22 protein-coding genes and 1 pseudogene are annotated in these 24191 nt (G+C 64.2%); 13 read left to right on the plus strand and 10 right to left on the minus strand.

Annotated features, from left to right (window positions below; genetic code table 11):
• Nucleotides 1-111 precede the first annotated feature (111 nt).
• The 9 genes from FJ970_RS05435 to FJ970_RS05475 form a co-directional block, all read right to left on the minus strand.
• The gene (locus FJ970_RS05435; RefSeq protein WP_140761556.1) at nt 112-1620 is read right to left on the minus strand and encodes an aldehyde dehydrogenase family protein; all 1509 of its coding nucleotides are present in this window, start codon (nt 1618-1620) and stop codon (nt 112-114) included.
• 20 nt (nt 1621-1640) lie between these two features.
• Nucleotides 1641-1985: a cupin domain-containing protein gene (locus tag FJ970_RS05440; RefSeq protein WP_140761558.1), complete on the minus strand. Its 345-nt coding sequence runs from the start codon at nt 1983-1985 to the stop codon at nt 1641-1643.
• Between the two features lie 22 nt (nt 1986-2007).
• Entirely contained in the window at nt 2008-2349 is a 342-nt protein-coding gene (locus FJ970_RS05445; protein ID WP_140761561.1) for a cupin domain-containing protein, read from the minus strand.
• A 28-nt stretch (nt 2350-2377) separates the two neighbouring features.
• Entirely contained in the window at nt 2378-2617 is a 240-nt protein-coding gene (locus FJ970_RS05450; RefSeq protein WP_227792034.1) for a cupin domain-containing protein, read from the minus strand.
• Between the two features lie 343 nt (nt 2618-2960).
• Nucleotides 2961-4235, minus strand: coding sequence for a glycosyltransferase (locus tag FJ970_RS05455; protein ID WP_140761565.1), 1275 nt, complete (start codon nt 4233-4235; stop codon nt 2961-2963).
• A 16-nt stretch (nt 4236-4251) separates the two neighbouring features.
• A complete protein-coding gene (locus FJ970_RS05460) occupies nt 4252-5337 on the minus strand; it encodes an ABC transporter ATP-binding protein (RefSeq protein WP_140761567.1) in 1086 nt (361 codons plus the stop codon).
• Nucleotides 5334-6128, minus strand: coding sequence for an ABC transporter permease (locus FJ970_RS05465; protein ID WP_140761569.1), 795 nt, complete (start codon nt 6126-6128; stop codon nt 5334-5336). Before FJ970_RS05465 ends, FJ970_RS05460 begins: the two co-directional genes overlap by 4 nt.
• Nucleotides 6121-6963, minus strand: a complete 843-nt coding sequence (locus FJ970_RS05470; RefSeq protein WP_140761686.1) for an ABC transporter permease — start codon at nt 6961-6963, stop codon at nt 6121-6123. The genes FJ970_RS05465 and FJ970_RS05470 overlap by 8 nt, the downstream gene beginning before the upstream one ends.
• A 324-nt stretch (nt 6964-7287) precedes the next feature.
• Nucleotides 7288-8352: a spermidine/putrescine ABC transporter substrate-binding protein gene (locus FJ970_RS05475; protein ID WP_140761572.1), complete on the minus strand. Its 1065-nt coding sequence runs from the start codon at nt 8350-8352 to the stop codon at nt 7288-7290.
• A 52-nt stretch (nt 8353-8404) separates the two neighbouring features.
• Here FJ970_RS05475 and FJ970_RS05480 point away from each other — a divergent pair, with 52 nt between their 5' ends.
• The 4 genes from FJ970_RS05480 to FJ970_RS05495 are packed head-to-tail and all read left to right on the plus strand — an operon-like array spanning nt 8405 to nt 13494.
• Nucleotides 8405-9523: a GntR family transcriptional regulator gene (locus FJ970_RS05480; protein ID WP_227792036.1), complete on the plus strand. Its 1119-nt coding sequence runs from the start codon at nt 8405-8407 to the stop codon at nt 9521-9523.
• A gap of 10 nt (nt 9524-9533) precedes the next feature.
• Entirely contained in the window at nt 9534-10817 is a 1284-nt protein-coding gene (locus tag FJ970_RS05485; RefSeq protein WP_140761574.1) for a nucleotide disphospho-sugar-binding domain-containing protein, read from the plus strand.
• Between the two features lie 5 nt (nt 10818-10822).
• On the plus strand, nt 10823-12193 hold the full coding sequence (locus FJ970_RS05490; RefSeq protein ID WP_140761692.1) for a glutamine synthetase family protein: 1371 nt from the start codon (nt 10823-10825) through the stop codon (nt 12191-12193).
• Nucleotides 12194-12195: 2 nt separating this feature from the next.
• On the plus strand, nt 12196-13494 hold the full coding sequence (locus tag FJ970_RS05495) for an NAD(P)/FAD-dependent oxidoreductase (RefSeq protein ID WP_181178717.1): 1299 nt from the start codon (nt 12196-12198) through the stop codon (nt 13492-13494).
• Between the two features lie 223 nt (nt 13495-13717).
• Here FJ970_RS05495 and FJ970_RS05500 read toward each other — a convergent pair whose 3' ends face one another.
• Nucleotides 13718-14488, minus strand: a complete 771-nt coding sequence (locus tag FJ970_RS05500) for an IclR family transcriptional regulator domain-containing protein (RefSeq protein ID WP_140761576.1) — start codon at nt 14486-14488, stop codon at nt 13718-13720.
• Between the two features lie 119 nt (nt 14489-14607).
• Between FJ970_RS05500 and FJ970_RS05505 the strand changes: the two genes are divergently transcribed.
• The 9 genes and pseudogenes from FJ970_RS05505 to FJ970_RS05550 all read left to right on the plus strand — a co-directional run bounded on the left by FJ970_RS05505 (nt 14608) and on the right by FJ970_RS05550 (nt 24185).
• Nucleotides 14608-15465 carry a CoA transferase subunit A gene (locus tag FJ970_RS05505; protein WP_140761578.1) on the plus strand — a complete coding sequence of 286 codons (858 nt, stop codon included), beginning with the start codon at nt 14608-14610 and terminating at the stop codon, nt 15463-15465.
• Nucleotides 15462-16256, plus strand: coding sequence for a CoA-transferase subunit beta (locus FJ970_RS05510; RefSeq protein WP_140761580.1), 795 nt, complete (start codon nt 15462-15464; stop codon nt 16254-16256). Before FJ970_RS05505 ends, FJ970_RS05510 begins: the two co-directional genes overlap by 4 nt.
• A 1-nt stretch (nt 16257) precedes the next feature.
• Nucleotides 16258-17463, plus strand: a complete 1206-nt coding sequence (gene pcaF, locus FJ970_RS05515; RefSeq protein WP_140761582.1) for a 3-oxoadipyl-CoA thiolase — start codon at nt 16258-16260, stop codon at nt 17461-17463.
• A gap of 375 nt (nt 17464-17838) precedes the next feature.
• Complete coding sequence (locus FJ970_RS05520; RefSeq protein WP_140761585.1) at nt 17839-18870, plus strand: BMP family protein; 1032 nt, start codon at nt 17839-17841, stop codon at nt 18868-18870.
• A gap of 201 nt (nt 18871-19071) precedes the next feature.
• A pseudogene (locus FJ970_RS05525) lies at nt 19072-20274 on the plus strand (ABC transporter ATP-binding protein); the annotation flags it as partial.
• A 546-nt stretch (nt 20275-20820) separates the two neighbouring features.
• Nucleotides 20821-21876, plus strand: a complete 1056-nt coding sequence (locus tag FJ970_RS05535) for an ABC transporter permease (RefSeq protein ID WP_140761590.1) — start codon at nt 20821-20823, stop codon at nt 21874-21876.
• The gene (locus FJ970_RS05540; protein WP_140761593.1) at nt 21873-22817 is read left to right on the plus strand and encodes an ABC transporter permease; all 945 of its coding nucleotides are present in this window, start codon (nt 21873-21875) and stop codon (nt 22815-22817) included. The genes FJ970_RS05535 and FJ970_RS05540 overlap by 4 nt, the downstream gene beginning before the upstream one ends.
• 137 nt (nt 22818-22954) lie before the next feature.
• Nucleotides 22955-23110, plus strand: coding sequence for a hypothetical protein (locus FJ970_RS05545; RefSeq protein ID WP_140751827.1), 156 nt, complete (start codon nt 22955-22957; stop codon nt 23108-23110).
• A gap of 133 nt (nt 23111-23243) precedes the next feature.
• The gene (locus FJ970_RS05550) at nt 23244-24185 is read left to right on the plus strand and encodes an LLM class flavin-dependent oxidoreductase (RefSeq protein WP_140761596.1); all 942 of its coding nucleotides are present in this window, start codon (nt 23244-23246) and stop codon (nt 24183-24185) included.
• The last annotated feature ends 6 nt before the right edge of the window (nt 24186-24191 follow it).

The raw sequence follows: 24191 nt of genomic DNA on the forward strand, positions 1-24191 counted from the left end.
AGATGCCGCTGGGGTTCACCCGGCGGCATTGTTTTTCCTGCTCTCGCGCGTCCTGGTCGAAGCAAATCGAGGCATAAGGATATGGCGCGCGGCGCTGCCGCGCGCCATTTTTCATACGTGTTTGCGACCGCCGGTCTCGCGGAACCAGCTGTCGGGGTAGGGATACCACCAGTTCTGGATTGCCGGCCTGTGGTCGATGATGACCATCTTGGATCGGCGGAAGGCGTCGAGGCCCTGGCGCCCGAGTTCGCGGCCGAGACCCGATGCTTTCCAGCCGCCGAAGGGCAGGGCGTCATTGTCGATCAGCGGGTTGTTGACCCAGACCATGCCGGCCTCGAGCCGTTCGGCTGCCTCGTGCGCTTCGGCCAGATTCGTCGTGAACACCGAGGCGCCAAGCCCGAATGGGCTGTCATTGGCTAGTCGGATCGCCTCGTCGAAATCCTTCACCCGGCAGATCGCGGCGACCGGCCCGAAACACTCTTCGCGCACGATTGTCATGTGTGGGGTGACGCCGGTCAGGATGGTCGGTTCGTAGAACCATCCGGTGTCGTGCGCCGGTGGAATGCGGCCGCCGGTGACGGCCTTGGCACCATTGGCAATGGCATCGTCGACAAGGCGCATGACCTTGGCGCGAGCCGCCTCGCTGACCAGTGGGCCGATCTCGGTCTTGTGCATGCCGTTGCCGATGCGCAGAGCGCGCGTCCTTTCGGCAAACAATTCGACGAAGCGGTCATGCACGGCATCGACGACGAAGAAGCGCTCGGCCGAGGTGCAGACCTGGCCGGTGAGGTGGAAGGCGGCGGTGACGCTGCCGGCAGCCGCGACCTCCAGCGGGGCGTGCTCGCTGATGATCAGCGGATCGCTGCCGCCGGCCTCGATGACGCACGGCTTCATGCGTTCGGCGCAGGCCACCGCAACCGCCTTGCCGGCGGAGACCGAGCCGGTGAAGGCAACGGCATGCGTGCGGTCGGAGGCGATGAGCGCCTGCGCGGTTGCCGCGCCGCCGGGCAGGCAGGACACCAGTCCTTCCGGCAGCGCGCAGAAGACGGTCATGTACTCCAGCGTCGACAGCGTCGTCGCTTCGGCCGGCTTGACGATGCAGGCATTGCCGGCGGCGAGCGAGGCGGCGACGGTCCAGCACATCAGCAGGATCGGGAAATTGTAGGGCATGATATGGACGGAGACGCCGTAGGGCTCATAGCGCGCATACTGGAACGAACCCGCCTGCGTCGTGCCGGCGACCTTACCGGCATCGTCGCGCGCCATCTCGGCATAGTAGCGGAAGATCGGCGCGCAATTGGCGATCTCGCCGATGGCTTCGGGAAAGGGCTTGCCCATCTCGCGCACCATCAGTTCGGCGCAGCGCGTGAGGTCCGCCGCCTCGATGGCATTAGCGACAGCGTGCAGATGTTTTGCGCGGCTCTTGGCATCGAGCTTTTTCCAGGCAAGCTGCGCCTTGGTCGCGGCGGTGAGCACGGCGTCGATCTCGCCGTCGCTGGCCGAAGCGATGGCGCCGACGGTTTCCAGCGTCGCCGGATCGATGACCGGCCTGTTCGCACCGGTCATCGGGCGGTAGTCCGGGCTGACGAAGAACGTCGGCCGGTCAGCGGAGAAATGCATGGACATCCTCTCAGATCCGCTCAGCGGATCATGTAGACCTTCTTGATGGTCTCATGGACCGTGCAGACGCCTTTCCAGTCCTGCGGAAAGAACGCCGCCGTGTCCGGCTCTATCTCGATGACCTCACCGGATTCATGCACATAGGTGCAGCGGCCTTCGAGGAAGTGGCAGAACTCGTCGCGGGTGACGTGGCAGTGCCACTTGCCCGGGGTGCAGACCCAGAGGCCGCATTCGGAACGGCCTTCCGGCCCCTTGTAGAGCAGCTTGCCCGACGTGTGGGATTGCCCCTCGATCATCGTCGGGATGACGCCCCAGTCTACAAGGTCCGTGACGGAAAGCGGCGATTGCATGATTGGCGTGGTCATTTGGATTTCCCTGGTAAAGTGCTCACCGGCACATGAAGGCCTTGGTCAGCGTTTGCGTGATGATGGAGATGCCTGTCCAGCCGGCGGGGAAGAAGACGAGCGTGCCGGCTCCAACCGGGATGTCTTCGCCATCGTCCCTGACATAACTGCCGCGCCCCGACAGGAAATGACAGAACTCGTCGGCGGCAAAGGTCACCTTGCGGGTGCCCGGCGGGCACGACCACAGGCCGCACTCGCTCGATCCGTCAGGATTTTTCGAGAGGATCTTGCCTGAGGCCCGCGGCGCGCCGGCGAGCGTGTTGGCGCCCGCGCCCCAATCCTCCAGCTCCACGGTCGAGGCATCAGGCCAATGCGGTGTCGACATATCTTGCTCCCATGCGGCTGATTCTTGCTCAGGCCAGCATGTAGACGTTGCGCATGGTCTCATGCACGGTGCATTCGCCCGTCCAGTCGGCGTGAAACATGACCACGCTTCCCCTGGAGACTTCTATCACCTCGCCGACATCCGACCGGTAGGTCGCACGGCCGGCGACGAAGTGGCACAGTTCGTCGCGCGGGATCGAGAGGCGCCAGCGGCCTGGCGTGCAGACCCATATGCCGGATTCCGGCTGATTGTTGGGACCTTTGTGCACGAGCTTGCCGGTGGAGTGGGAGGTGCCGGACAGGGCGTCAGGTTGAGTGCCCCAGTCGACGAGATCGGTGCGGGTCGAGGCTTGGCGGAGGTGCGGGGCGGAGGAGGTCAGGAGCGGGCTCCATAGTTGTGCTCACCCCGGATTCGTCGCCGTTCTACGAGGCCCCCCTCTGTCCTGCCGGACATCTCCCCCTCAAGGGGGGAGATTGGCAGCTTCGCGGCCGGTTCTCCCTTGGCGATCTTGGTGATTGGCGAAAGCCGGGACGACATCCGATCTCCCCCCTTGAGGGGGAGATGTCCGGCAGGACAGAGGGGGGCGCCTGGGCTCGGCATTGCAATTCCAATCACAGCAACCCCTCCAACAAACCCGCCGCCTTCTCAGGCCCATTCTGCGCCTGCATCTGTGCCGACGTCTTCGCTAGCCTCGCCTTCATCTTCGGATCGGTCAGGCAGGCTTCGATCTTTGCGACCAGTTCGACATCCGTCCAATCATAGCGCGGCATGCCGAAGCCGTGGCCGGTTTCCTCGACGCGGGTGGCGTTGTCGTGGCCGTCCCAGACATAGGGCATGATGATGGCCGGCTTGCCGAAATAGAGGCACTCGGTGAACGAGTTGTTGCCGCCATGGTGGATGACCGCATCGACCTGCGGGATCACCGAAGGCTGCGGGAACCAGCCGTCGACGATGACGTTGCCGGGCACGTCGGTGTACTGGTCCTTGTAGCCGCCGACATTGACCAGCGCGCGATAGCGCGTCTTGCCCAGTGTCGCGATGATCCGCTTCAAAAGCTCGACGTCGCCGGCTCCCAGGCTGCCGAAGGAGACGTAGAGCAGCGGACCGTCATTGTTCTCGGGGAAAGTCGGCACCGTGTAGGGTTTTTCCTGCCGCACGCAGCCTTCGAGGTACTGGAATTTCGCCGGGTCGAGCTGGTGGGTGCGCTTGAACTTTGCCGCCTCGGGATAGAGCAGCAGATTCAAGTACGGCGAGGGCTCGAAGAACAGGCCGATCGGATAGGCTGCCTCATCGTTGGCGGTGAGGAATGCATTGAAGTCGTCGTGGATCGGCTTGATCACCGCGTTGAAATGGTCGCGGTAGCGCCGGTGTCCGGCGTGGTCGTTTTCGCCGCAACCGGAGAGATGCGGCGGGATGCCGTCGTCCTCGATCTCGTTTTCCGAGCAGGAGATGACGCGCACCCAGGGCTTGCCGAACTGCTTGATCGCCGGGAACAGGATGACGTTGTCGACACAGATCACATCCGGCTTTGTGGCGGAAAGCACGCGTGGCAGGTCCTTCTGCGCCCATTTGGCGCTGTCGACGATCGCCGTCCAGCAGTCCTTGACGTAATTGTCGACCTGGTCGTAGGGCGATTTGCGGAAGTTCGGGATGTGGCCGTTGATGAAATCCTCCCAGAACTTGGCCATCTGCTCGGGTGGCATCGGTTCGGAGAGGTTCACCGGATGCGCCTCGAAGCCATAGCCCTTGTAGACGCCAATAAAACCGGGGTCGGACAGGAACACCGCTTTGTGCCCGCGCGCCTCGACGGCTTGCGCGATGCCGACGGAATTCAACGCTGGGCCGTAGGCGGCTTCGGGAAAAAACGCGATCGTCTTCTGCGCCATCAGGCTGTTCCTCCAATCATTCTGCGAAAATTCTGACATCGGCGGCGTCCCAGCCGAGTTCGACCTCATCGCCCGACGAGACCGGCCGGCGGTCTGCGGCGTCGGCGGTTACACGCACTAGGAACGGCTTTGGCGACAGCGGCGTTCGGACATGCAGCTGCAGGTCGAGCCCCTGATAGGCCAGTGCCTCGACCGTGCCAGTGGTGCGGTTGGCGGCTTGCGCCTCTGGGAACACCTCTGGGAACAGCCGGACGCGTTCGGGCCTGACCGACGCCACTGCCGATGCTCCCGGCGTGAGCGCGGTGGGAACCTTGCCGGCAATGCGCGCGCCATTCACCGCCACGACGCCATCGGCTGACGCCTTGCCTGGGACAAAATTCATCACGCCGATGAAGTCGGCGACAAAACGGTCGGCCGGATGTTCGTAGACCGCATGCGGCGTGTCGCATTGCAGCAGCTTGCCATCCCTGAGCACCGCCATGCGGTCGGCCATGACAAGCGATTCCTCCTGGTCATGGGTGACGATGACGAAGGTGATGCCGACCTCGTGCTGCAGGCGTTTCAGTTCCAGCTGCATGGCGCCGCGCAGTTTCTTGTCGAGCGCGCCGAGCGGCTCGTCGAGCAGCAGCAGGCGGGGCCGTTTGACCAGCGCGCGGGCGAGTGCCACGCGCTGCTTCTGGCCGCCCGACAAATGCTCCGGCTTGCGATCGGCGAAGGCGACGAGTTCAGTTGTCGCCAGTATGGCATCGACGCGCGAGCGGATTTCGGCAGCGGGCAAATGCTCCATCTCCAGCCCATAGGAGACATTCGCCCGCACGCTCATATGCGGGAACAGCGCGTAGGACTGGAACATCAAATTGACCGGCCGCCTGTTGGGCGGGGTCCTGGCGATGTCCTTGCCGTCAAGCAGGATGCGCCCGTCGTTCGGCGTCTCGAAGCCGGCCAGCATGCGCAGCAGCGTGGTCTTGCCGCAGCCCGAAGGGCCGAGCAAAGCGAAGAACTCGTTCTCGCGGATATCCAGCGAGATGCCGTCGACGGCGGTGACCCGGCCGAAATTCTTCGACACATGATCTATGGCCAGCAGCGTGCGCGGTTCGCTCATTGGCCGATCATTCCCCGGTTGAGCCGCTGGGACAGGGTCAGAGCGGCGATCGAGACCGTCATGACGATGGTTGCCAGCGCATTGATCTCCGGCGTGATGCCGAAGCGGATCATGGCGTAGATCTGCATCGGCAGCGTCGTCGAGGCACGGCCGGCGCCCGATGTGAAGAAGGCGATGATGAACTCGTCGACCGAAAGCGTGAAGGCGAGTAGCGCGCCGGCGATGACAGCCGGCAGGATCACCGGCAGTGTCACCCGCCGGAAGGTGGTGAACGGGGAGGCGCCGAGGTCGGTGGAGGCCTCGACGATCGACCAGTCGAAGCTTTTCAGCCGCGCACGCACCACCGAGCAGACGAAGGCAAGGTTGAACACGACATGGGCGAGGATGATGGTGTGCAGGCCCATGGTGAGGTTGAGCATCGAAAAGAACGACAAGAGCGCGATCGCCAGCACGATGTCGGGAATGATCATCGGCGCGAAGATCAGCGCTTCGAGTCCCTTGCCATCTTGCCGGCGCATCTCGATGCCGATCGCCAACAAGGTGCCGAGCAAGGTCGCGATGGCAGTCGAGACCAGCGCCACGATCAGCGTGTTGAGCGCGGCGGAGAGGATGGCGGAATTGCCGGCCAGCGAGACGTACCATTTCAAGGAAAAGCCGGACCATGCCGTCGGCAATCCGCCTTCGTTGAAGGACAGCGCCACAAGCACCGCGATCGGGATGTAGAGGAAGGCGAAGACGAGGCTCAACACGAGCCAAAGCGTGCGCCGCGTGGCTGGCGAGCGTTCAGCCATTCGCGTTGCCCTCGGCTTCTTCCACATGGCCAGAGGCGCGATTGGCGGCGAGCGCCTGCGCCATCAGTACCAACAACATGATGGCGATCAGCGCCATCGCCAGGGCCGCGCCGAACGGCCAGTCATTGGCGGTCAGGAACTGGTCGTAGACGAGATTGCCGATCATCTGGAAACGGCCGCCGCCGAGCAGCGCCGGGGTGACGAAATTGCCGATCGACAGCACGAAGACGAAGACGGCGCCGGCGGCGATGCCGGGCACGGTCAGCGGCAGAATGACACGACGAAACGTCGTCATGGCCGACGCGCCAAGATCGCGCGAGGCTTCGGCGAGTTCCGGATTGAGCCGCGACAAAGGTGCGTAGCAGGCGAGGATGACGAAGGGCAAATAGTTGTAGACCAGGCCGGCGATGACGGCGCCTTCGGTGTAGAGCATCGAGGGCGGCTCACCGGTATAGCCGAACCAGCGCAGGAGCTGGGTGACAAGCCCTTCGCGGTTGAGCAGCACGATCCAGGCGTAGGTGCGGATCAGATAGTTGGACCAGAACGGCAGCACGGCGAAGAACAGGAACACCGGCTGCCAGCGGCGCGGGGCGGCCGCGATCGCATAGGCGGCGGCATAGCCGATCACCACCGCGATCAGCGTGGCGGTGCCGGCAATGCGCGCCGAGTTGAGGAAGATGCCGGCATAGAGCGGGTCGAAGACCAGCCCGAAATTCTCCAGCGTGAAGGTGTAGTCGATGCCGCCATAGATGCCGCGCCGGAAAAAAGCGAGCGCCAGCACCAGCGCGCACGGCACCACCATCAGCGCGGTCAACCAGACCAGCGCCGGGGCCATCAGCAGGGTGGAGCGGGAGGGTCGCGTCATGCCGCAATCCCGTTGCTGGCCCGCAAGAACCCCCTCACCCGGATTGCCAACCGAATTGCGAAGAGCAATTCGGGGCAATGCGACCTCTCCCCGAGGGGAGAGGAGGTCACCAGCGCTGGCGCCAGCCTCTTCTCCCCGCCGGGGAGAAGGTGGCCGCGCAGCGGCCGGATGAGCGGGCGCTGCGCTGGCGATTGGCGAAAGGCCGCAAGCCGGTGGATCTCCTCATCACAGGGGGAGACAGACGGCAGGCCAGAGGGGGGCGTGAAGGAACGCAAGCTCTAATTCCAGAAGTGCCTACTGCGCGGCCTTGATCTCGCTGACGATCTTCGAATAGTCGCGCTGGGCTTCGCCGACGTCACGCAACTGCTCGAACTTGACGAGGTCGGCCACCGGCATCGCCATGTTGGGGAATTTCGCCAGGAAGTCGGTCGGCAGGCTTTCCATGGCCGGCTTGTTCGGCACCTTGTAGTCGATGTTCTGGGCCGCCCAGGCGTGGTTCTTGGCGTCGAGCATGAAGTTGATGAACTGGAAGGCTGCATCCTTATGCTCGGATGCCTTCATCACCACCATCGTGTCGACCCAGAGATCCGAACCTTCCTTGGGAATGACGTATTTGATCTCGGGCTTGTCGGCGATGCCGTAATTGCACCAGCCGTCCCAGGCCTGCACCATCAGCGCTTCGCCCGAGACCAGCTTCGAATAGAAGGTGGTGTCGTCATAGGCGAGCAGGGTTTTCTTGGCCGAGATCAAGAGGTCCTTGACCTCAGCCATCTTGGCCGGGTCGGTCTCGTTGACGGAGAACCCCTTGTCGAGCTGGCCGGCGGCGAGCAGCCAGCGGTCGGTCGCCAGCATAGTGGTCTTGCCCTTCAGCTCGTCCGACGGCGCCAGCAGGTCGCTCCAGCTTGTCGGCGCGGTCTTGACCAGATCCGAGCGGTAGCAGAGGCCGGTCGTGCCCCAGGTATAAGGCACGGAGAAAGTGTTGCCGACATCATGCGGCAGCTTGGTCGCTTCCGGGTAGAGGTTGGCGAGGTTGGGGATCTTGGCATGGTCCATCGGCTCGGTCAGGCCGAGCTTGTTCAGCACCTCGGCGAAGGGCGAGGAGACGAAGACCACGTCATAGCCCTTGCCGCCGGCGGCAATCAGCTTGCCCATGATCTCTTCATTGGTGGCGTGCACCACGACTTCGCCGGAGACGCCCGTCGCCGTCTTGAAGGCGGCCATGGCATCGGGCGCCATGTAGCCGTCCCAATTGGAGATGACGAGGCCGGCGGCTATCGCCGGCGCGGACAGCGCCACGACAAACCCCAGGGCGATCGAAGGCATTCTCAGCGCATGGCGCCGCAGGCTGGTTGCAGTCATGGCGGACTCCCATTCCGGTTGGTTCGTCGAATTCGTTCTGGACCCGCGCGACATGCGCCGCCGCATCGATCCCGTTCCCTCGGTCTTTTTATCGCCGATTGTGCCGACAGTACTATTGCAGAAAAAAGTACGTCAATCCATAATTTGTCAACCGGCCGAGGAATCTGGCCGATTGCGCTGGAAAGGCCGATCGGTCAAACCAGTGCCGTCACGTCCGTTCACGAGCACAGTCATGCAAACCGCAGCCCGACGACCTCGCACCAATCATCTCGATCTGGCCCAGCGCATCCTGGATGTGGCGCGCCAGCGCGGCTTCGCGCCCGGCACACGCCTGCCCGAGCAGCAGATCGCCTCGCTCTGCAATGTCTCACGCACTCCGGTACGGGCGGCGCTCAGCCTGCTCGCGGAACAGGGTGTCGTGCGCTGGGAGGCCGACACCGGTTATGTCATGGCGATCGACCTCGCCGCACAGCCGGCGATATCAGCCGAATTGCCCGCCGCCGAGGAAGACGAGCTTGCCGAAGCCATCCTGCGCGACCGGTCGGCCCGGCGCCTGGACCAGACGGTGACCGTCGCCGGGTTGATGCGACGGTACAGTGCCGAGAGAAAGACGGTATTAAAATCGCTTAATAAACTGACGGAAGAAAACCTTCTCGATCGGGCGCCGGGTCAATCCTGGCTGTTCCGCCGCGCACCGGACGATCCGGAGGTGCAAGGCGAAAGCTACGAGTTCCGGCTTTTGCTGGAGCCGGCGGCCATCCTGACACCTGGCTTCCAGCTGGATGGGGCGCGCGCCGCGATGTTGCGCCAGGGCATGGAGGCGCTGTCGGCGCTGCCCGACGCCGCGTTCGATACGCGCGAGTTCCAGCGGCTCGACATCGATTTCCACGGCATGATCGCCGAGGGCTGCGCCAACCGCTTCGTCGCCGACGCGCTGGCCGATCATCTCAGGCTGCGGCGGCTTCCCGGCATCTATGCCGGCGTCAACGTCTTCCGGCTGAAGCAATCACTGCGCGAGCACCTGAACATACTCGACCATCTCGAAAGCCGGCAGTATGAGGTTGCTGCCGATCTGCTTCGCATTCACCTGCGGCTCTCCCGCAGCCAGCGACCGCAGGCGGCCAGCCGCGGCGCCCCCGCGCTGTTCGGCATGATCAGCCGGCCCGAATGAAGAGGATTAATTGACGCGTAAAGCGAGCCCGACCATCGCGCTGTTTCCCGAAGCCAGTTTCGGGGCGGCGTTGAATTGCGTCGGCATTGCCCAGGCGCTGCGCGCGAAGGGCGCACGGCCGGTCTTCATCTGCCATGCCGGGTTTTCCGGTGTCTTTGCCGACTACGGTTTCCAGGAATATCAGTTGCCGACCGAGGAGCCGCTGAGCGACAGCGAGCGCCAGAGCTACTGGCAGGCCTTCGTGCGCCGGCATCTGCCGCATTTCAGGCTGAGCCCGATCGACCAGCTCGAAACCTATGTCGCGCCGACCTGGCAGGCGATCGTCGACACGGCGGTCAATGCCGAGGCGGCGCTCCGCCAATTGTTGGCGCGGCTGAAGCCCGACGCGGTGGTGCTCGACAACGTCATCATGTTCCCGGCGATAGCAGCGGCCGGATGCCCGTGGGTGCGCGTCGTTTCCTGCGCCGAGACGGAGCTGCCCGATGCCGAAGTGCCGCCCTATCTGTCCGGGCTTGCCGCCGATGATCCGCAACGCGGGGCGTTCGAAGCCCGCTATCTCGCGGCTTCGGCTCCGGCGCATGACCGCTTCAACCGTTTTCGTGCGGATTGCGGCCTGGCGCCATTGCCGAAAGGCCTGTTCCTCGAAGCCTCGCCCGACCTCAATCTGCTCTTGACGCCGACGATCGTGCGCCGCGAGCGCGCCGAACCGCTCGACCCCGATCGCTTCGTCTATCTCGAAGGTTGCGTGCGCTCGGAAGGGCCGTTCGAGGTGCCGGTTTTTCCACGCAATGGCGGGCCGCTGGTCTATGTCAGCTTCGGCAGTCTCGGCGCCATGGATGTCGGCCTGATCGAGCGCATGCTTGCCGTCTTCGACCGGCTGCCGGCCCGCTTCATCGTCAATGTCGGTGGCCTGCGCGATGCCTACCGCGCGGTGCCCGACAATGTCTATCTCGACGCCTGGTTTCCGCAGCCCTCCGTGGTGGCGAAGTCGGACCTGTTCATCCACCACGGCGGCAACAACAGTTTTTGCGAGGCGCTGCGCTTCGGCGTGCCGTCGCTGATCATGCCCTATTGCTGGGACGGACACGACAATGCGCAACGCGCCGGAGAGACCGGCGTAGGCGACCATATGGGCCGTGACGGCTGGACCGAAGGAGGATTGGAGAGAGCCATTCTCGGCCTGCTGGCCGATGACGCCATGCGCGCCCGCCTCAGGGACAATGCAGCCGAGATGGCGCTGAAACCCGGAACGGACGTGGCCGCGCAAGCCATTCTCTCCCTGATACGGACATGAACGAAATGCTCGACAAGAACACGAATACCGCAATCGCCGACCCCAAGGCCTGGCTCATGCAGCATGGCATCAGCGAAGTCGAATGCCTGGTGCCCGACATGAACGGCGTGCTGCGCGGCAAGGCGCTGCCGACCGCCAAGTTCCTCAAGGCGCTGGAAGACCGTGCGCTCTATCTGCCGAGCAGCGCCTTCCTGGTCAGCATCGACGGCCGCTATTCCGGGTCCATCGACGAGGGTTTTGCCTATTCGGACCCCGACATGCGCATGGTGCCCGATGTCTCGACGCTGTGCCTGGCGCGGGGTGCGGGGGCAGGCAAGGCCTATGTCTTTGCCGACGCGTTCCACATGGACGGCAGGCCATGGATGGCCTCGCCGCGCCATGTGCTGCGCGCCGCGCTCGATCTCTATCGCCAGCGCGGCTGGCGCGCGGTGGTGGCGCCGGAGCTTGAATTCTATCTCACCGCGCCCAACCCGGATCCGGACAGACCGCTGACCGCACCGGTCGGCGCCAATGGCCGCACTGAAACCGTGCAGCATCCCTATGACATGGCCGCGCTGGAAGAATTCGAGCCGGTGATCCGCCGCGTCTACGAACATGCCGCCGCCGCCGGCCTGCCACTCGACACGCTGATCCATGAATCGGGCACCGCGCAGCTGGAAATCAACCTGCTGCATGGCGACGCGCTGCCGCTGGCCGACCAGGTGCTTTTGTTCAAGCGGTTTACGCGGCAGGCCGCGCAGCAATGCGGCATGCATGCGACCTTCATGGCCAAACCGATCGCGGCCCAGGCCGGCAGCTCGATGCATCTGCACATGTCCGTCGTCGACGAAGCCGGCAACGCGCTTTTCGCCAGCAGCGACGACGCCGACACCGGGATGTTCGGCCATTTCATCGGCGGCCTGCAGAAGTATATTCCCGAAATCATGCCGCTGTTCGCGCCCAACGTGAACTCGTTCCGCCGCATCCGGCCCAACCACAGCGCGCCGGCCAACATCGAGTGGTCGCATGACAACCGCTCCTGCGGCCTGCGCGTACCGGCCGGCGGACGCGCGGCAAGGCGGGTCGAGAACCGGTTGCCGGGCGCCGATTGCAATCCCTATCTGGCGATCGCCGGCTCGCTGCTTGCCGGCTATCTCGGCGTCGAGCAGAAGCTGGCGCGCTCGGCCGAGGCGTCGGGCAATGCCTACAAGATCAAGAGCACGCTGCCGAAGACCATGGAGGAAGCGCTCGACCGCTTCACCGCCTGCGGCCCGGTGCGGGAATTGCTGGGCGAGGATTTCTTCCAGACCTATCTGCGCGTCAAGAGCGTCGAGCTCGACCTGTTCCAGAGCGTGGTGACGAGCTGGGAACGCGACCATCTGCTCTTGAAGGTGTGATCATGGCATCTTCGACGGGTTTCAATTCCGGTCTCGATATCGGCAAATCCTATTATGTCGCCACCGCCAATCCGGCGCCGGACCATCCGGCGCTTGCCGGCGATGTCGATGCCGACCTGGTCGTCGTCGGCGGCGGCTGCACCGGCCTGTCGGCCGCGCTTCACGCCACCGAGCGCGGGCTGAAGGTGGTGCTGCTCGAAGGCGGCAGGATCGGCTGGGGTGCATCGGGCCGCAATGGCGGCCAGATGATCCCCGGCCTGCGCAAGGGCGCCAAGGGTCTGGTCAAGCTCTACGGACCCGAGCAGGCCAAGGTGCTGTTCGACCTCGCCTTCGAGGCGCGCGGGCTGGTGCTCGACATCATCAAGCGTAACGCCATCGATTGCGATCTCAGGCTGACCGGCCATCTGGTCGGCGCGGTCAATGGCTCCGACCTCAGGGATCTGGAAGAGGAGGCCAAGTGCCTCGAGAGCGTGATGAAATTCCGCGAGGTCGAGATTCTCTCGGCGGCAGAGGCTCGGGCCAAGGTCGACACGCTCTATCACGGCGCGATGTATGAACCGCTCGGCGGCCACATGCATCCGTTGAACTACACGCTCGGGCTTGCCCGCGCGGCCGTCGCTGCCGGCGTCACCATCCACGAGAATTCAGTGGCGGTGAAGCTGGAGCGCGAGCCCTCGATCCGCATCTCGACGGCAAAGGGATCGGTACGGGCCAGACATGTCGTGCTGGCGGGCGATGCGCTGCTCAACGGGCTGGAGCCGCGCGTCAACAGCCGCATCATGCCGGTCGGCAACTATATCGTCGCCACCGAGCCGCTGGAGGGCGCTCGCAACGTCATCCCGGCCAATGTCGCGGTGTCCGACACACGCTTCGTCGTCAATTATTACAGGATGTCGGCGGATGGACGCCTGCTGTTCGGCGGCGGCGAGCGCTACACGCCGTCACCGCCGGCCGACATCGCTGGCTTCGTGCGGCCGCACATGGAAGGCACCTTCCCGCAGCTCAAGGGATGCCGCATCGACCATGCCTGGGGCGGACTGGTGTCGGTGACGACGTCGCGGCTGCCGCATGTCGGGCACTATGGTGAGGTCTATTTCGCACATGGCTATTCCGGCAAGGGCGTCATCCTGTCGACGCTGTCGGGCAAGCTGCTGGCCGAAGCGATCACCGGCGATGCCTCGCGGCTCGACTTGTTCTCGACACTAAGTCCGATGCCGTTCCCGGGTGGGACGGCCTTGCGCGGGCCGCTCTATGTGCTGGGGATGCTGTGGTACGCGATGCGGGACCGGATTAAGCATTGAGGAGGCTAATGATCAGAGGCTGGCGGGCCGGCGCCCCCCTCTGTCCTGCCGGACATCTCCCCCTCAAGGGGGGAGATTGGCAGTTTTTGCGCCTCGCATTTCTTGCAACGTTGGAATTTGGCGAAAGCCGACGCGACATCCGATCTCCCCCCTTGAGGGGGAGATGCCCGGCAGGGCAGAGGGGGGCGCTGTCCCGCCGACTTGGGAAGTCTAACAAGGCCCCTTAAACCACAAAGAAATCCTCGACACGCTGCCTGGCCTCAAGCAGCGCAGGCAAAATCTCCCGCTCCATCTCCGCGACGGAAAACCGTGCCGACTGGGTCGAGACATTGATCGCCGCGACCGTGCGTCCAGCCTTGTCGCGGATCGGCACGGCGATCGAGCGCAGGCCGAGTTCCAGTTCTTCGTCGACGACGGCGAAGCCATCCGTTCCAGCCTTGCCGATGGCCTCTGCGAGCAATGACCTGTCGGTGATCGTCTTCGGCGTCCGGCTTTCGATGGTTGCGCGGCTAAGAAAGGCGTCCAATTCCGCTGGTGTCAGCCCAGCCAGCAGCATCCGCCCCATCGAGGTGCAATAGGCGGGCAGTCTGGTGCCGACGTCGAGCGACACGCTCAAGATGCGCCGCCCGGGAATGCGAGCGACATAGACGACATCCTCGCCCGACAGGATCGCCGCCGAACAGGCCTCGTTCAACTGCGCCGCCACCGCGCGCATGATGGGCGCGGCGAAGGTCCATAGGGAAGTGCCGGCGAGCCAAATTCGGGCAACGCTCAGCAGGCGCGGCGAGAGTGAAAACACACGGGCCGACTGGGTGGCATAGCCGGTGGCAACCAGAGTGAGAAGGAAGCGCCGGGCACCGGCGCGGGTCAGACCCGCTTCCTCGGCCATCTCCGTCAGCGTCATGCCCGAGGGGTGCCGGGCCAGGATCTCCATCACGGCAAGACCGCGCTCGAGCGAACCGACGTGATCATGGGAAACGGTCTCTTCGTCCATCTCGTCCTCTGACAAAGCGATTTCGCCAGCATTGACTCCGCCTGGAAGCAGGTGCAGAAAGTATCACATGCAATACTTATGTTCGCAATACGAACTTTTTGAATCATGGGGCCGCCGCTATGGTCAAGTTCCTGCCGCTCAAACAGGCCGTGGCCGAGAATCTGGGCAATGGCGACTCCGTCGCCTTCGAAGGCTTCACCCATCTGATCCCGACAGCCGCCGCGCATGAGGCGATCCGCCAGGGGTTTCGCGACCTGACCCTGATCCGCATGACGCCCGACCTGATCTATGACCAGATGATCGGCATGGGCATGGCGAAGAAGATCGTCTTTTCCTATGTCGGCAACCCCGGCGTCGGCCTCCTGCGGCGCGCCCGCGATGCGATCGAGAACGGCTTCCCCCGGTCGATCGAGGTCGAGGAGCATAGCCATGCCGGCATGGCCAATGCCTATGAGGCGGGCGCGGCGGGCCTGCCTTGCGCTGTCTTCCGCGGCTATCGCGGCGCCGGGCTGGCTGACGTCAATCCAAACATCAAGTCGGTCACCTGTCCGTTTACCGGCGAGGTGCTGGCGGCTGTCCCTTCGATCCGACCCGACGTCACCTTCATCCATGCGCAGAAGGCCGACAGAAAAGGCAATGTGCTGGTCGAGGGCATCATCGGCATCCAGAAGGAAGCGGTGCTGGCGGCCAGGCGCGCGGTGGTGACGGTGGAGGAAGTGGTCGACAATTTCGACGACCTGCACCCGAACCTGACAGTGCTGCCGCGCTGGACCCTTTCGGCGATTTCGGTCGTGCCGGGCGGTTCGCACCCCTCCTACGCGCATGGTTACTATGCGCGTGACAATGCGGCTTATCTGGAATGGGACGAGATCGCCGCCGACCGGGAAAAATTCCAGGCGTGGATGCAGGCGCACGTCATCGAAAGAACCGCCGACGATTTCGCGGCCCGCGTCGAGCATCTGAGGAAAGCGGCATGAGCGAGCTCGCCTTTACACCCACCGAGATGATGACGATCGCGGCCAGCCGTGCGTTGAAGAACGACGATGTCTGCTTCGTCGGCATCGGCGCGCCATCGGCCGCCTGCAACATCGCGCGGCTGACGCATGCGCCCGACATCACGCTGATCTACGAGAGCGGCACGATCGGCACCGCGCCCGACGTGCTGCCGCTGTCGATCGGCGACGGCGAATTGTGTGAGACCGCGGTCACCACTGTCGCGGTGCCGGAGATGTTCCGCTACTGGCTGCAAGGCGGCCGCATCTCGATCGGCTTCCTCGGCGCGGCACAGCTCGACAAGTTCGGCAACATCAACACCACGGTCATCGGCGACTATTTCCATCCCAAGACAAGGTTGCCAGGCGGTGGCGGCGCTCCCGAAATCGCGACATCGTCGAAGGAGGTCTATATCACCATGGCGCAGACCAAGCGCGGCATGGTCGAAAAGATCGACTTCTTCACCTCCTTCGGCCATGGCGAGGGCGGCGATCATCGCAAGCGGCTTGGCATCGACACCGCTGGCCCGACATTGCTGATCACCGATCTCGCCGTCTGGAAGCCGGATCCGGTGACCAAGGAATTCACCGTGGTGTCGCTGCATCCCGGCGTTACGCGTGAGCAGGTGCAGGACACTTGTGGCTGGGTCGTAAAATTCGCCGAGGCCCTTGACGAGACGCCGGCGCCGACGGAACTCGAACTGAAGACATTGCGCGACCTGCAGGCCCGCACCAAGGCGGCGCATGAGGGGACCGGAAAAGGGAAAGCAGCCTGACATGGCCGAGGCCTATATTTGCGACTACATCCGCACGCCGATCGGTCGCTTTGGCGGTTCGCTGTCTTCGGTACGTACCGACGATCTTGGCGCCATCCCGCTAAAGGCTTTGCTTGAGCGCAATCCCGGCATCGATTGGCAGGCGATCGACGATGTCGTCTATGGCTGCGCCAACCAGGCCGGCGAGGACAACCGCAACGTGGCACGCATGGCGCTGTTGCTGGCCGGCCTGCCCAAGGAAGTCCCCGGCTCGACCGTCAATCGCCTGTGCGGGTCAGGCATGGACGCGCTGACCATCGCCGCGCGCGCCATCAAGGCCGGCGAGGCGGAGCTGATGATCGCGGGCGGTGTCGAATCGATGAGCCGTGCGCCCTTCGTCATGCCCAAGGCCGATACGGCGTTTTCGCGCAATGCCGAGATTTACGACACCACCATCGGCTGGCGCTTCGTCAACCCGCTGATGAAGAAGCAGTATGGCGTCGATTCGATGCCGGAGACAGGCGAGAACGTTGCCGAGGACTTTGGCGTGTCGCGCGCGGACCAGGATGCCTTTGCCGTGCGCAGCCAGGACAAGGCGGTCGCGGCACAAGCCAATGGCCGGCTGGCGAAGGAGATCAGTGCGGTGACGATCCCGCAGCGCAAGGGCGATGCGACTGTCGTGTCGAAGGATGAACATCCCCGCGCCGGCACAACCGTCGAGGCATTGGCCAAGCTGCCGACGCCGTTCCGGCAAGGCGGCACGGTAACGGCGGGCAATGCCTCCGGTGTCAATGACGGCGCGGCGGCTCTCATTGTCGCTTCCGAAGCGGCGGTGAAGAAATACGGCCTGGCGCCGATCGCCCGCATCCTTGGCGGTGCGGCCGCGGGGGTCGCGCCGCGCATCATGGGCATCGGCCCGGCGCCGGCGACTCGGAAACTTTGCGCGCGGCTTGGCCTGACGCCGCAACAATTCGATGTCATCGAACTCAACGAAGCCTTTGCCTCGCAAGGCATCGCCGTGCTGCGCCAGCTCGGGATTGCCGAGGAGGCCGAACACGTCAATCCGAATGGCGGCGCCATCGCGCTCGGCCATCCCCTGGGCATGTCGGGCGCCCGCATCTCGGGGACGGCCGCACTTGAGTTGCGCGAGCTCGGCGGCCGCTACGCGCTGGCCACCATGTGCATCGGCGTTGGCCAGGGCATCGCCGTGGCGCTGGAGCGGGCCTAAGCAAATCGCTTCAGGTAACCCTGTCGAAGCCGGCGCCGCCCCTCATCGCCCTGCCGGGCACTTCTCCCCGTATAGTGACGGGGAGAAGGGGGCTGGCCGCAGGCTGGCGCTTTTCCTGCAACGCCGACAATTGGCGAAACCATCCATGACAGCACCCCTCTCCCCGTCACTATACGGGGAGAGGGTGCTGGCAGGCAGGTGAGGGGCAGCGGAACCTGAAGCGATTGGCCTGTGGTTGCCCCTCCTTGAATAATGGCAGCGGCACGCTTCGCCAAATTTGACCATGTGGACAAAAGTCCGGACCCGTTCCATAGTTCCCCGTCTGATTTTTGGAACGGCCGGCTCGACACGGCCGTCGAACAGAGGGGCACTTCAATGGAAAACCGGAACAACAAATCTCCTTCGATGCGCGCGGGCCTGTCGCGACGCAATGTGCTGGAGCTGGGCGGGCTTGGCCTGGCCGCAGCGATGCTGCCAGGTGCGGCCTTCGCGGCCGGCAAAAAACTGAAGGTCGCGGCGATCTTCGCCACGCCGATCGAGGAACCCTGGGACAACCAGATCCACGTCGCGCTGCAGAAGGCCGAGAAGGAACTGGGCATCGAATACAAATGGTCCGAGAAGGTGCAGACCGCCGACTTCAGCCGCGTCATGCGCGAATATGCGCAGGGCGGCTATCAACTGGTGCTGGGCGACGCCTTCGCCGCCGAGCGCGAATCGCGCCGCACCGCCAAGCAGTTCCCCAAGACAGCCTGGCTGTTCGGGTCGGGCGCCGGGCCGGCCGAACCCAATTTCGGCGTCTTCGACAACTGGATCCATGAGCCCGCTTATCTCTCCGGCATGATCGCCGGCAAGATGTCGAAGTCGGGCACGGTCGGCGCGGTGGCGGCGATGGGCATTCCGGAAGTGAACCGGCTGGTCAACGCCTTCTTTGCCGGCGCCAAGGAGGTCAATCCGAACGTCAAGAAGAAGGTCGCCTTCATCGGCTCCTTCTTCGATCCGCCAAAAGCCAAGGAAGCCGCTGTCGCGCAGATCGATGCCGGCGTCGATGTCATCTACGCCGAGCGCTTCGGCGTCATCGAGGCGGCGGTGGAGAAGAAGATTTTTGCCATCTCCAACATGTCCGACCAGTCGAGCCTCGGCCCCGACACGGTCATCACCGGCCCGGTCTGGGACATGTACCCGACGGTCGAGCAGGCGATCAAGCTGGTCAAGGCCGGCGTCTATACCGCGCAGGATTACGGCGATTTCTCGCGCATGGCCAAGGGTGGCTCCTATCTGGCGCCCTTCCACAAGTTCGACAAGACCTTGCCCGCCGAGGTCAAGGATCTGGTCGAGAAGAAGAAGGCCGAGATCCTGGAAGGCAATTTCCGGGTGGATGTGGACGAGAACACGCCGGTTTCGGATTGAGTTTCTTTACCCTCGCTCTTGTGGGGAGGGTCGATCCGCGAAGCGGAGCGGGGTGGGGGTCGGCGCCGCACCCCACCCTGTCTTGCGATCTCCGTTTCGCTGCGATTGTAAGCCGGCCCTTCCCACAAGGGGGAGGGTGAAGAGCGGCGTCAACGCCATCCATCAGGAGCATCCTCGCCCTTGTCCGCCCCCCTCATTGAAATGCGCGGCATCACCAAGATCTTCGGCGCCATCAAGGCGAACGAGGACGTGGATCTCAGCGTGGCGCCAGGCGAAATCCTCGGTCTGCTCGGCGAGAACGGCGCCGGCAAGACGACTCTGATGAACGTGCTATTCGGCGCTTACGCGCCGGATGCCGGCGAGATCCTGATCCAGGGCCGGCCGGTGCGGATTACCAGCTCGGCCGACGCGCTGGCCGCCGGCATCGGCATGGTGCATCAGCATTTTCATCTGGCACCACGGCTCACCGTGCTGGAAAATCTGCTCATCGGCATTCCGGGCAAGTCGGGACGGATCGACCGCGCCGGCGGGCTGGCGCGGCTGGCTGAAATCAGCAGCCAGCACGGGCTGACGCTTGATCCGAACCTGCCGGTCTCGGCGCTGTCAGTCGGCGAGCAGCAGCGACTGGAAATCGTCAAGGCGCTGTTTCGCGGCGCGAAGCTCTTGATCCTCGACGAGCCAACGGCGGTGCTGGCGCCGAGCGAGGTCGACGGGCTGTTCTCGGCGCTGCGCTCCATGGCGGCGCAAGGGCTGGGCATCATCTTCATCTCGCACAAGCTCAACGAGGTGCGGGTGCTGACACATCGCTGCACGGTGCTGCGACATGGCCGCGTCGCCGGGCGGGTAGACGATCCCGCCAACACGACGTCGGCCGCAATGGCGCAATTGATGTGCGGCCATGAAATCGTGCCACCGGCGCGCGGGCCATCGACACCGGGCGAGGCAGTACTCACCCTCGATGGCATTTCGACCTCGAAGCATTCGGGCACGGCGCTGCGCGATGTGTCGCTTGCGGTTCGTGCCGGCGAAATCCTCGGCATTGCCGGCGTCTCCGGCAATGGTCAGCGGGCACTGGCGGAGGTCATCTCGGGCACGCGCGCGCCCGACAGCGGTCAAATGACGATAGCCGGCAAACAGGTCGTGCAATTCTCGCCGGGCGAGGTGCAGGCGCTGGGCCTCGGCCGCATCCCGGAAGATCGCATGACGACGGGGCTGGTCACCAATTTGCCGCTCGCCGATTCCATGGTGCTGCCGCGCATCGGCACATCAGCCTTCTCCGCAAAGGGGCTGCTCAAGCCGGATGCGATCCGCGCTTTCGCCGAAGAACAGATCAAGGCCTATGATATCAGATGTCCCGGGCCGATGACGCGCGCCGGCGCGCTGTCCGGCGGCAATCTGCAGAAGGCGCTGCTGGCGCGCGAGCTTGCCTTCGACCCGAAGGTTCTGATCGTCTCGCAGCCGACGCGCGGCCTCGACATTGGTGCGGCCCGCTTCATCCACGAAAAATTCCTCGACATGCGCGCCAAGGGCTGCGGCATCGTCGTCATCGGCGAGGATCTGGAAGAGCTGCTCGTGCTCTGCGACCGCATCGCGGTCATGTATGAGGGCCGCATTGCCGGCACACTCGACAGCGCCGATGCGACAATCGCGCGGCTTGGCCTGCTGATGACCGGCGCTGAGGGGAAGGCGTAGCATGGGCTTGCCTCGACGTTTCGCTTTGGAGGCCGGCGCTGCCCCTCACCTGCCTGCCGGCATCCTCTCCCCGTATAGGGACGGGGAGAGGGGCGCTCTCATCGACCGTTTCGCCAATCACCGACGTCGCAAGAACAGCCACCACCGACGCGGCAAGTCCCCTTCTCCCCGTCACTATACGGGGAGAAGGTGCCGGCAGGCGGATGAGGGGCGGCGCCAGCGCTCGGTGGATATCTCACGAGCAGAGGGCCACGGCTGATGTTTCGCCTGGAAGCTCGTACCTCCACACCCGCCTGGTTCAATCTGGCGCTACCGCTGCTGGCGATCGCCGCCACGCTTGTCCTGTGCAGCGGCCTGATCGCTCTGGCCGGGGCCGGTGTGCTCGAGTCCTACGGCGTGATGTTCACGGCCTCGCTCGGTGACAGCTACGCCATCACCGAAACGTTGGTGCGGGCCGCACCGATGATCTTCACCGGGCTCGCGGTGGCTGTCGGCTTCCGTGCCAAGTTCTGGAACATCGGCGCCGAGGGGCAGTTGCTGGCCGGCGCGGTGGCGAGCTGCTTCGTCGGCGCGATCCCGATGCCGGGGCCGCTCGCCATGCTGCTGATGGCGCTGGCGGGTGCGGCGGCGGGTGCGGCGGTCGCGCTGGTGCCGGCGACGCTGCGTGTAAAATTCAAGGTCGATGATGTGGTGAGTTCTTTGCTGCTCAACTCGGTTATCTACTATGCGCTAATGGCGCTGATCGAGGGGCCGTGGAAGGACAGCTTCAGCGGCTATCCGATCTCGCCGCCGATCGAGGATTCGGCCAACTTCCCGGTGCTGATCGAAGGCACGCGGCTGCATCTCGGTGTCGTCGCGGCGCTGATCGCGGCACCCCTGATCTGGTTCCTGATCGTGCGCACGACGCTCGGCTTCCGGATCAGGGTCACCGGCGAAAATCCGGAAGCGGCCAGATATGGCGGCATCCATGTCGAGCGGGTGCTGATCTCGACGGCGCTGCTGTCGGGCGCTCTGGCTGGGCTAGCCGGCGTCGGCGAGGTCGGCGGCGTGCATTTCCAGGTGATGAGCGATATCTCGCCGGGCTACGGCTATTCCGGTATCGTCGTCGCCATGCTGGCGCGGCTCAACCCGCTCGGCGTCGTGCCGGCTGCGATCTTCCTTGCCGCCGTGATGACGGGGGCCGAGGCGATGTCGCGCGCGACCGGTGTGCCGGCCTTCCTCAGCGATGTCATCCAGGGCACGGCGCTGCTCGCCATGCTGGTGGCGCTGCTGTTCACCGCCTATCGCATCCGCCGCGTCGGAGCCATCGGATGAGCGCGGTATTCGAACAGATTTTTCAGGTTGGCTTTCTCGCCGCCATCATCCGCATCGCCACGCCGCTGGCCTTTGCCACGCTTGGCGAAATGTTCTCCGAACGGGCCGGCGTGCTCAATCTCGGCATCGAAGGCATCATGCTGCTCTGCGCGATGACCGGCTTCACCGCCACCAGCCTCAGCGGCAGCCTGTGGCTCGGCGTGCTGGTTGCGGTGTTGACCGGCATGCTGATGGGCACGCTGCATGCGCTGTTCACCGTCGCGCTCGGCCTCAGCCAGCATGTCTGCGGCATCGGCGTCACGCTGTTCTCGTCGGGGCTTGCCTATTTCCTCTACCGGCTGATCTTCGGCCAGCAATCGGTGCCGCCGAGCATCAAGGGTTTTCAGACACTGCCGATCCCGATTCTCTCAGATATTCCCGTGCTTGGCCCGGCGGTGTTCAACCAATTCGTGCTGGTCTACATGGCGATCCTGGCCATTCCGCTGGCGGCCTTCGTGCTCTACCGCACGCCCTGGGGCCTGTCGGTGCGCATGGTCGGCGAGAATCCGCGCGCCGCCGATTCGGCGGGTGTGAGCGTCATCGCCACGCGCTTCCAGGCTGTCATTCTCGGCGGTGCCTTGATGGGTCTGGCAGGCGCCTTCCTGTCGATGGCGCAATTCAACGCCTTCACCTTCGGCGTGGTGTCCGGACGCGGCTGGGTGGCGATCGCGCTGGTCGTGTTCGGCCGCTGGGATCCGTGGCGCTCGGCGGGTGCGGCGCTGCTGTTCGCTTTCGTCGATGCGCTGCAACTGCGCATGCAGGCGAGCGGTTTGGGGCATATCCCTTACGAGGCATTCCTGATGCTGCCGTTCATCTTCACCATCGTTGCCATGGCCGTCATGTCACGCAACGCGGTGGCACCGTCGGCGCTGCTGAAGCCGTTTCGACGGGAGGAGCGGTAAGGGCGCGAACCCACGCCCACAGCAACTTCACACCAATCTTTGGCGTTTCATGAGAAAATAATTCTGCCAGTGGCCCAAAAATAGCAATCGACAAAGTCTACAAGTTTTATAGATTAATCGGCGAGACGGAGGTCGCGATGTCCTATATCCAGAACGCCCAGACCGACAGCAATGGCCAGAGGCTGGCGAATGCCCAGGGCTTCCGCCCGGCCTATGCCGGCGCTTTCGCCTATCTCGTCTTTGCCCTTGCGTTCGTGTTCACCGGGGCAGTCGTGTTGGGTCTTATTCCATAAGGATCGACAGGGGCTGTTGCCCCACAGCTTTCAGGCAATCGGAGTTGAATGAACCGGATCCCGGAGCGCTTTCGCGCGGGCTGAGGATTCGCATTTCACAGCGTCAGTGATTCCAGCAATGGAGGAGATGACAATGCCGATCGAATTCACACATGTTCCCGGCAAGACCGCCGACGCGGTGATTCCCTTTTTCTATGACTTCGCCGAGACCGCGACCAAGCTCGGGCTGATCGAGGATAGCGGATTCCAGAAGATCGTCGTCGACGATTCGGCCGGGCTGCTGACCAACATGGATCTTGCGTCCCAGGTGTTCAACCGCACCGCTTCGTTGGAAGTGGTGCTCACCCATTGGGCCGGCGTGATCGAACCGACGGTGGCGGCCCGTCAGCTGGCGTCCATCGACAGGGCGGGCGGCGGACGGCTGGCGCTCAGGATGATCAGCGAGCCGCTGAACGATGACGACGCCGACACACGGCCGGTCGGACATGGCGTCGTCTGGCAGCGCATCGATGAATATCTGGTGCTGTTGAAGCGTCTGTGGTCGAACGATCGGCCCTTCGATCACGAAGGCGCGTTCTACAGCATCAGGGGCGGTTACGTGCCGCGCAAGGGTCCGCATGGCGCCGATCTCGTGATCCGCATGGGTGGGCAAACCGGAACGGCGCTGAAGGTCGCCGGCCGGCACGCCGATGTCTTCGAACTGGCGCCGGGGTCGATCGACGATATCAGGCAATTGATGGAGCAGGCGCGTGGCGCCGCGGCCGAACATGGCCGCGCCGGCAAACTGCGCTTCGCGCTTCCGGTCAGGATCCACGAAGGTGTTTCCGCCGCCGGCCACAAGGCGGTCGACCTCTCCGGGCCGCCGGCCCAGGTCGCGCTGTCGCTGCTTGCTTATGCGGCTCTCGGCATCGATGAATTCATGATCGTCGGCGTTGATACGCCATGCGAGATCGCGACGGCCGGCCGGGAAACACTAGCGCTGCTGCGCAACTCGCTGGTACGCCGCGAAGTCAGCGAACTCCAGCCTGGAGCTTACGCGCCTCGCCCAGGGTTAGAGACGCGGGCAGCGAGCTGAAACCCA

Source organism: Mesorhizobium sp. B2-1-8, assembly GCF_006442545.2.
Taxonomy (GTDB): Bacteria; Pseudomonadota; Alphaproteobacteria; order Rhizobiales; family Rhizobiaceae; genus Mesorhizobium.

Excerpts from the sequence above, each read along its gene's own strand:
- FJ970_RS05435 (WP_140761556.1), bottom strand. The coding sequence starts at position 1,620 with ATGCATTTCTCCGCTGACCGGCCGACGTTCTTCGTCAGCCCGGACTAC.
- FJ970_RS05440 (WP_140761558.1), bottom strand. The coding sequence starts at position 1,985 with ATGACCACGCCAATCATGCAATCGCCGCTTTCCGTCACGGACCTTGTA.
- FJ970_RS05445 (WP_140761561.1), bottom strand. The coding sequence starts at position 2,349 with ATGTCGACACCGCATTGGCCTGATGCCTCGACCGTGGAGCTGGAGGAT.
- FJ970_RS05455 (WP_140761565.1), bottom strand. The coding sequence starts at position 4,235 with ATGGCGCAGAAGACGATCGCGTTTTTTCCCGAAGCCGCCTACGGCCCA.
- FJ970_RS05460 (WP_140761567.1), bottom strand. The coding sequence starts at position 5,337 with ATGAGCGAACCGCGCACGCTGCTGGCCATAGATCATGTGTCGAAGAAT.
- FJ970_RS05465 (WP_140761569.1), bottom strand. The coding sequence starts at position 6,128 with ATGGCTGAACGCTCGCCAGCCACGCGGCGCACGCTTTGGCTCGTGTTG.
- FJ970_RS05470 (WP_140761686.1), bottom strand. The coding sequence starts at position 6,963 with ATGGCCCCGGCGCTGGTCTGGTTGACCGCGCTGATGGTGGTGCCGTGC.
- FJ970_RS05475 (WP_140761572.1), bottom strand. The coding sequence starts at position 8,352 with ATGACTGCAACCAGCCTGCGGCGCCATGCGCTGAGAATGCCTTCGATC.
- FJ970_RS05480 (WP_227792036.1), top strand. The coding sequence starts at position 8,405 with ATGCGCCGCCGCATCGATCCCGTTCCCTCGGTCTTTTTATCGCCGATT.
- FJ970_RS05490 (WP_140761692.1), top strand. The coding sequence starts at position 10,823 with ATGCTCGACAAGAACACGAATACCGCAATCGCCGACCCCAAGGCCTGG.
- FJ970_RS05495 (WP_181178717.1), top strand. The coding sequence starts at position 12,196 with ATGGCATCTTCGACGGGTTTCAATTCCGGTCTCGATATCGGCAAATCC.
- FJ970_RS05500 (WP_140761576.1), bottom strand. The coding sequence starts at position 14,488 with ATGGACGAAGAGACCGTTTCCCATGATCACGTCGGTTCGCTCGAGCGC.
- FJ970_RS05505 (WP_140761578.1), top strand. The coding sequence starts at position 14,608 with ATGGTCAAGTTCCTGCCGCTCAAACAGGCCGTGGCCGAGAATCTGGGC.
- FJ970_RS05510 (WP_140761580.1), top strand. The coding sequence starts at position 15,462 with ATGAGCGAGCTCGCCTTTACACCCACCGAGATGATGACGATCGCGGCC.
- pcaF (WP_140761582.1), top strand. The coding sequence starts at position 16,258 with ATGGCCGAGGCCTATATTTGCGACTACATCCGCACGCCGATCGGTCGC.
- FJ970_RS05520 (WP_140761585.1), top strand. The coding sequence starts at position 17,839 with ATGGAAAACCGGAACAACAAATCTCCTTCGATGCGCGCGGGCCTGTCG.
- FJ970_RS05535 (WP_140761590.1), top strand. The coding sequence starts at position 20,821 with ATGTTTCGCCTGGAAGCTCGTACCTCCACACCCGCCTGGTTCAATCTG.
- FJ970_RS05540 (WP_140761593.1), top strand. The coding sequence starts at position 21,873 with ATGAGCGCGGTATTCGAACAGATTTTTCAGGTTGGCTTTCTCGCCGCC.
- FJ970_RS05545 (WP_140751827.1), top strand. The coding sequence starts at position 22,955 with ATGTCCTATATCCAGAACGCCCAGACCGACAGCAATGGCCAGAGGCTG.
- FJ970_RS05550 (WP_140761596.1), top strand. The coding sequence starts at position 23,244 with ATGCCGATCGAATTCACACATGTTCCCGGCAAGACCGCCGACGCGGTG.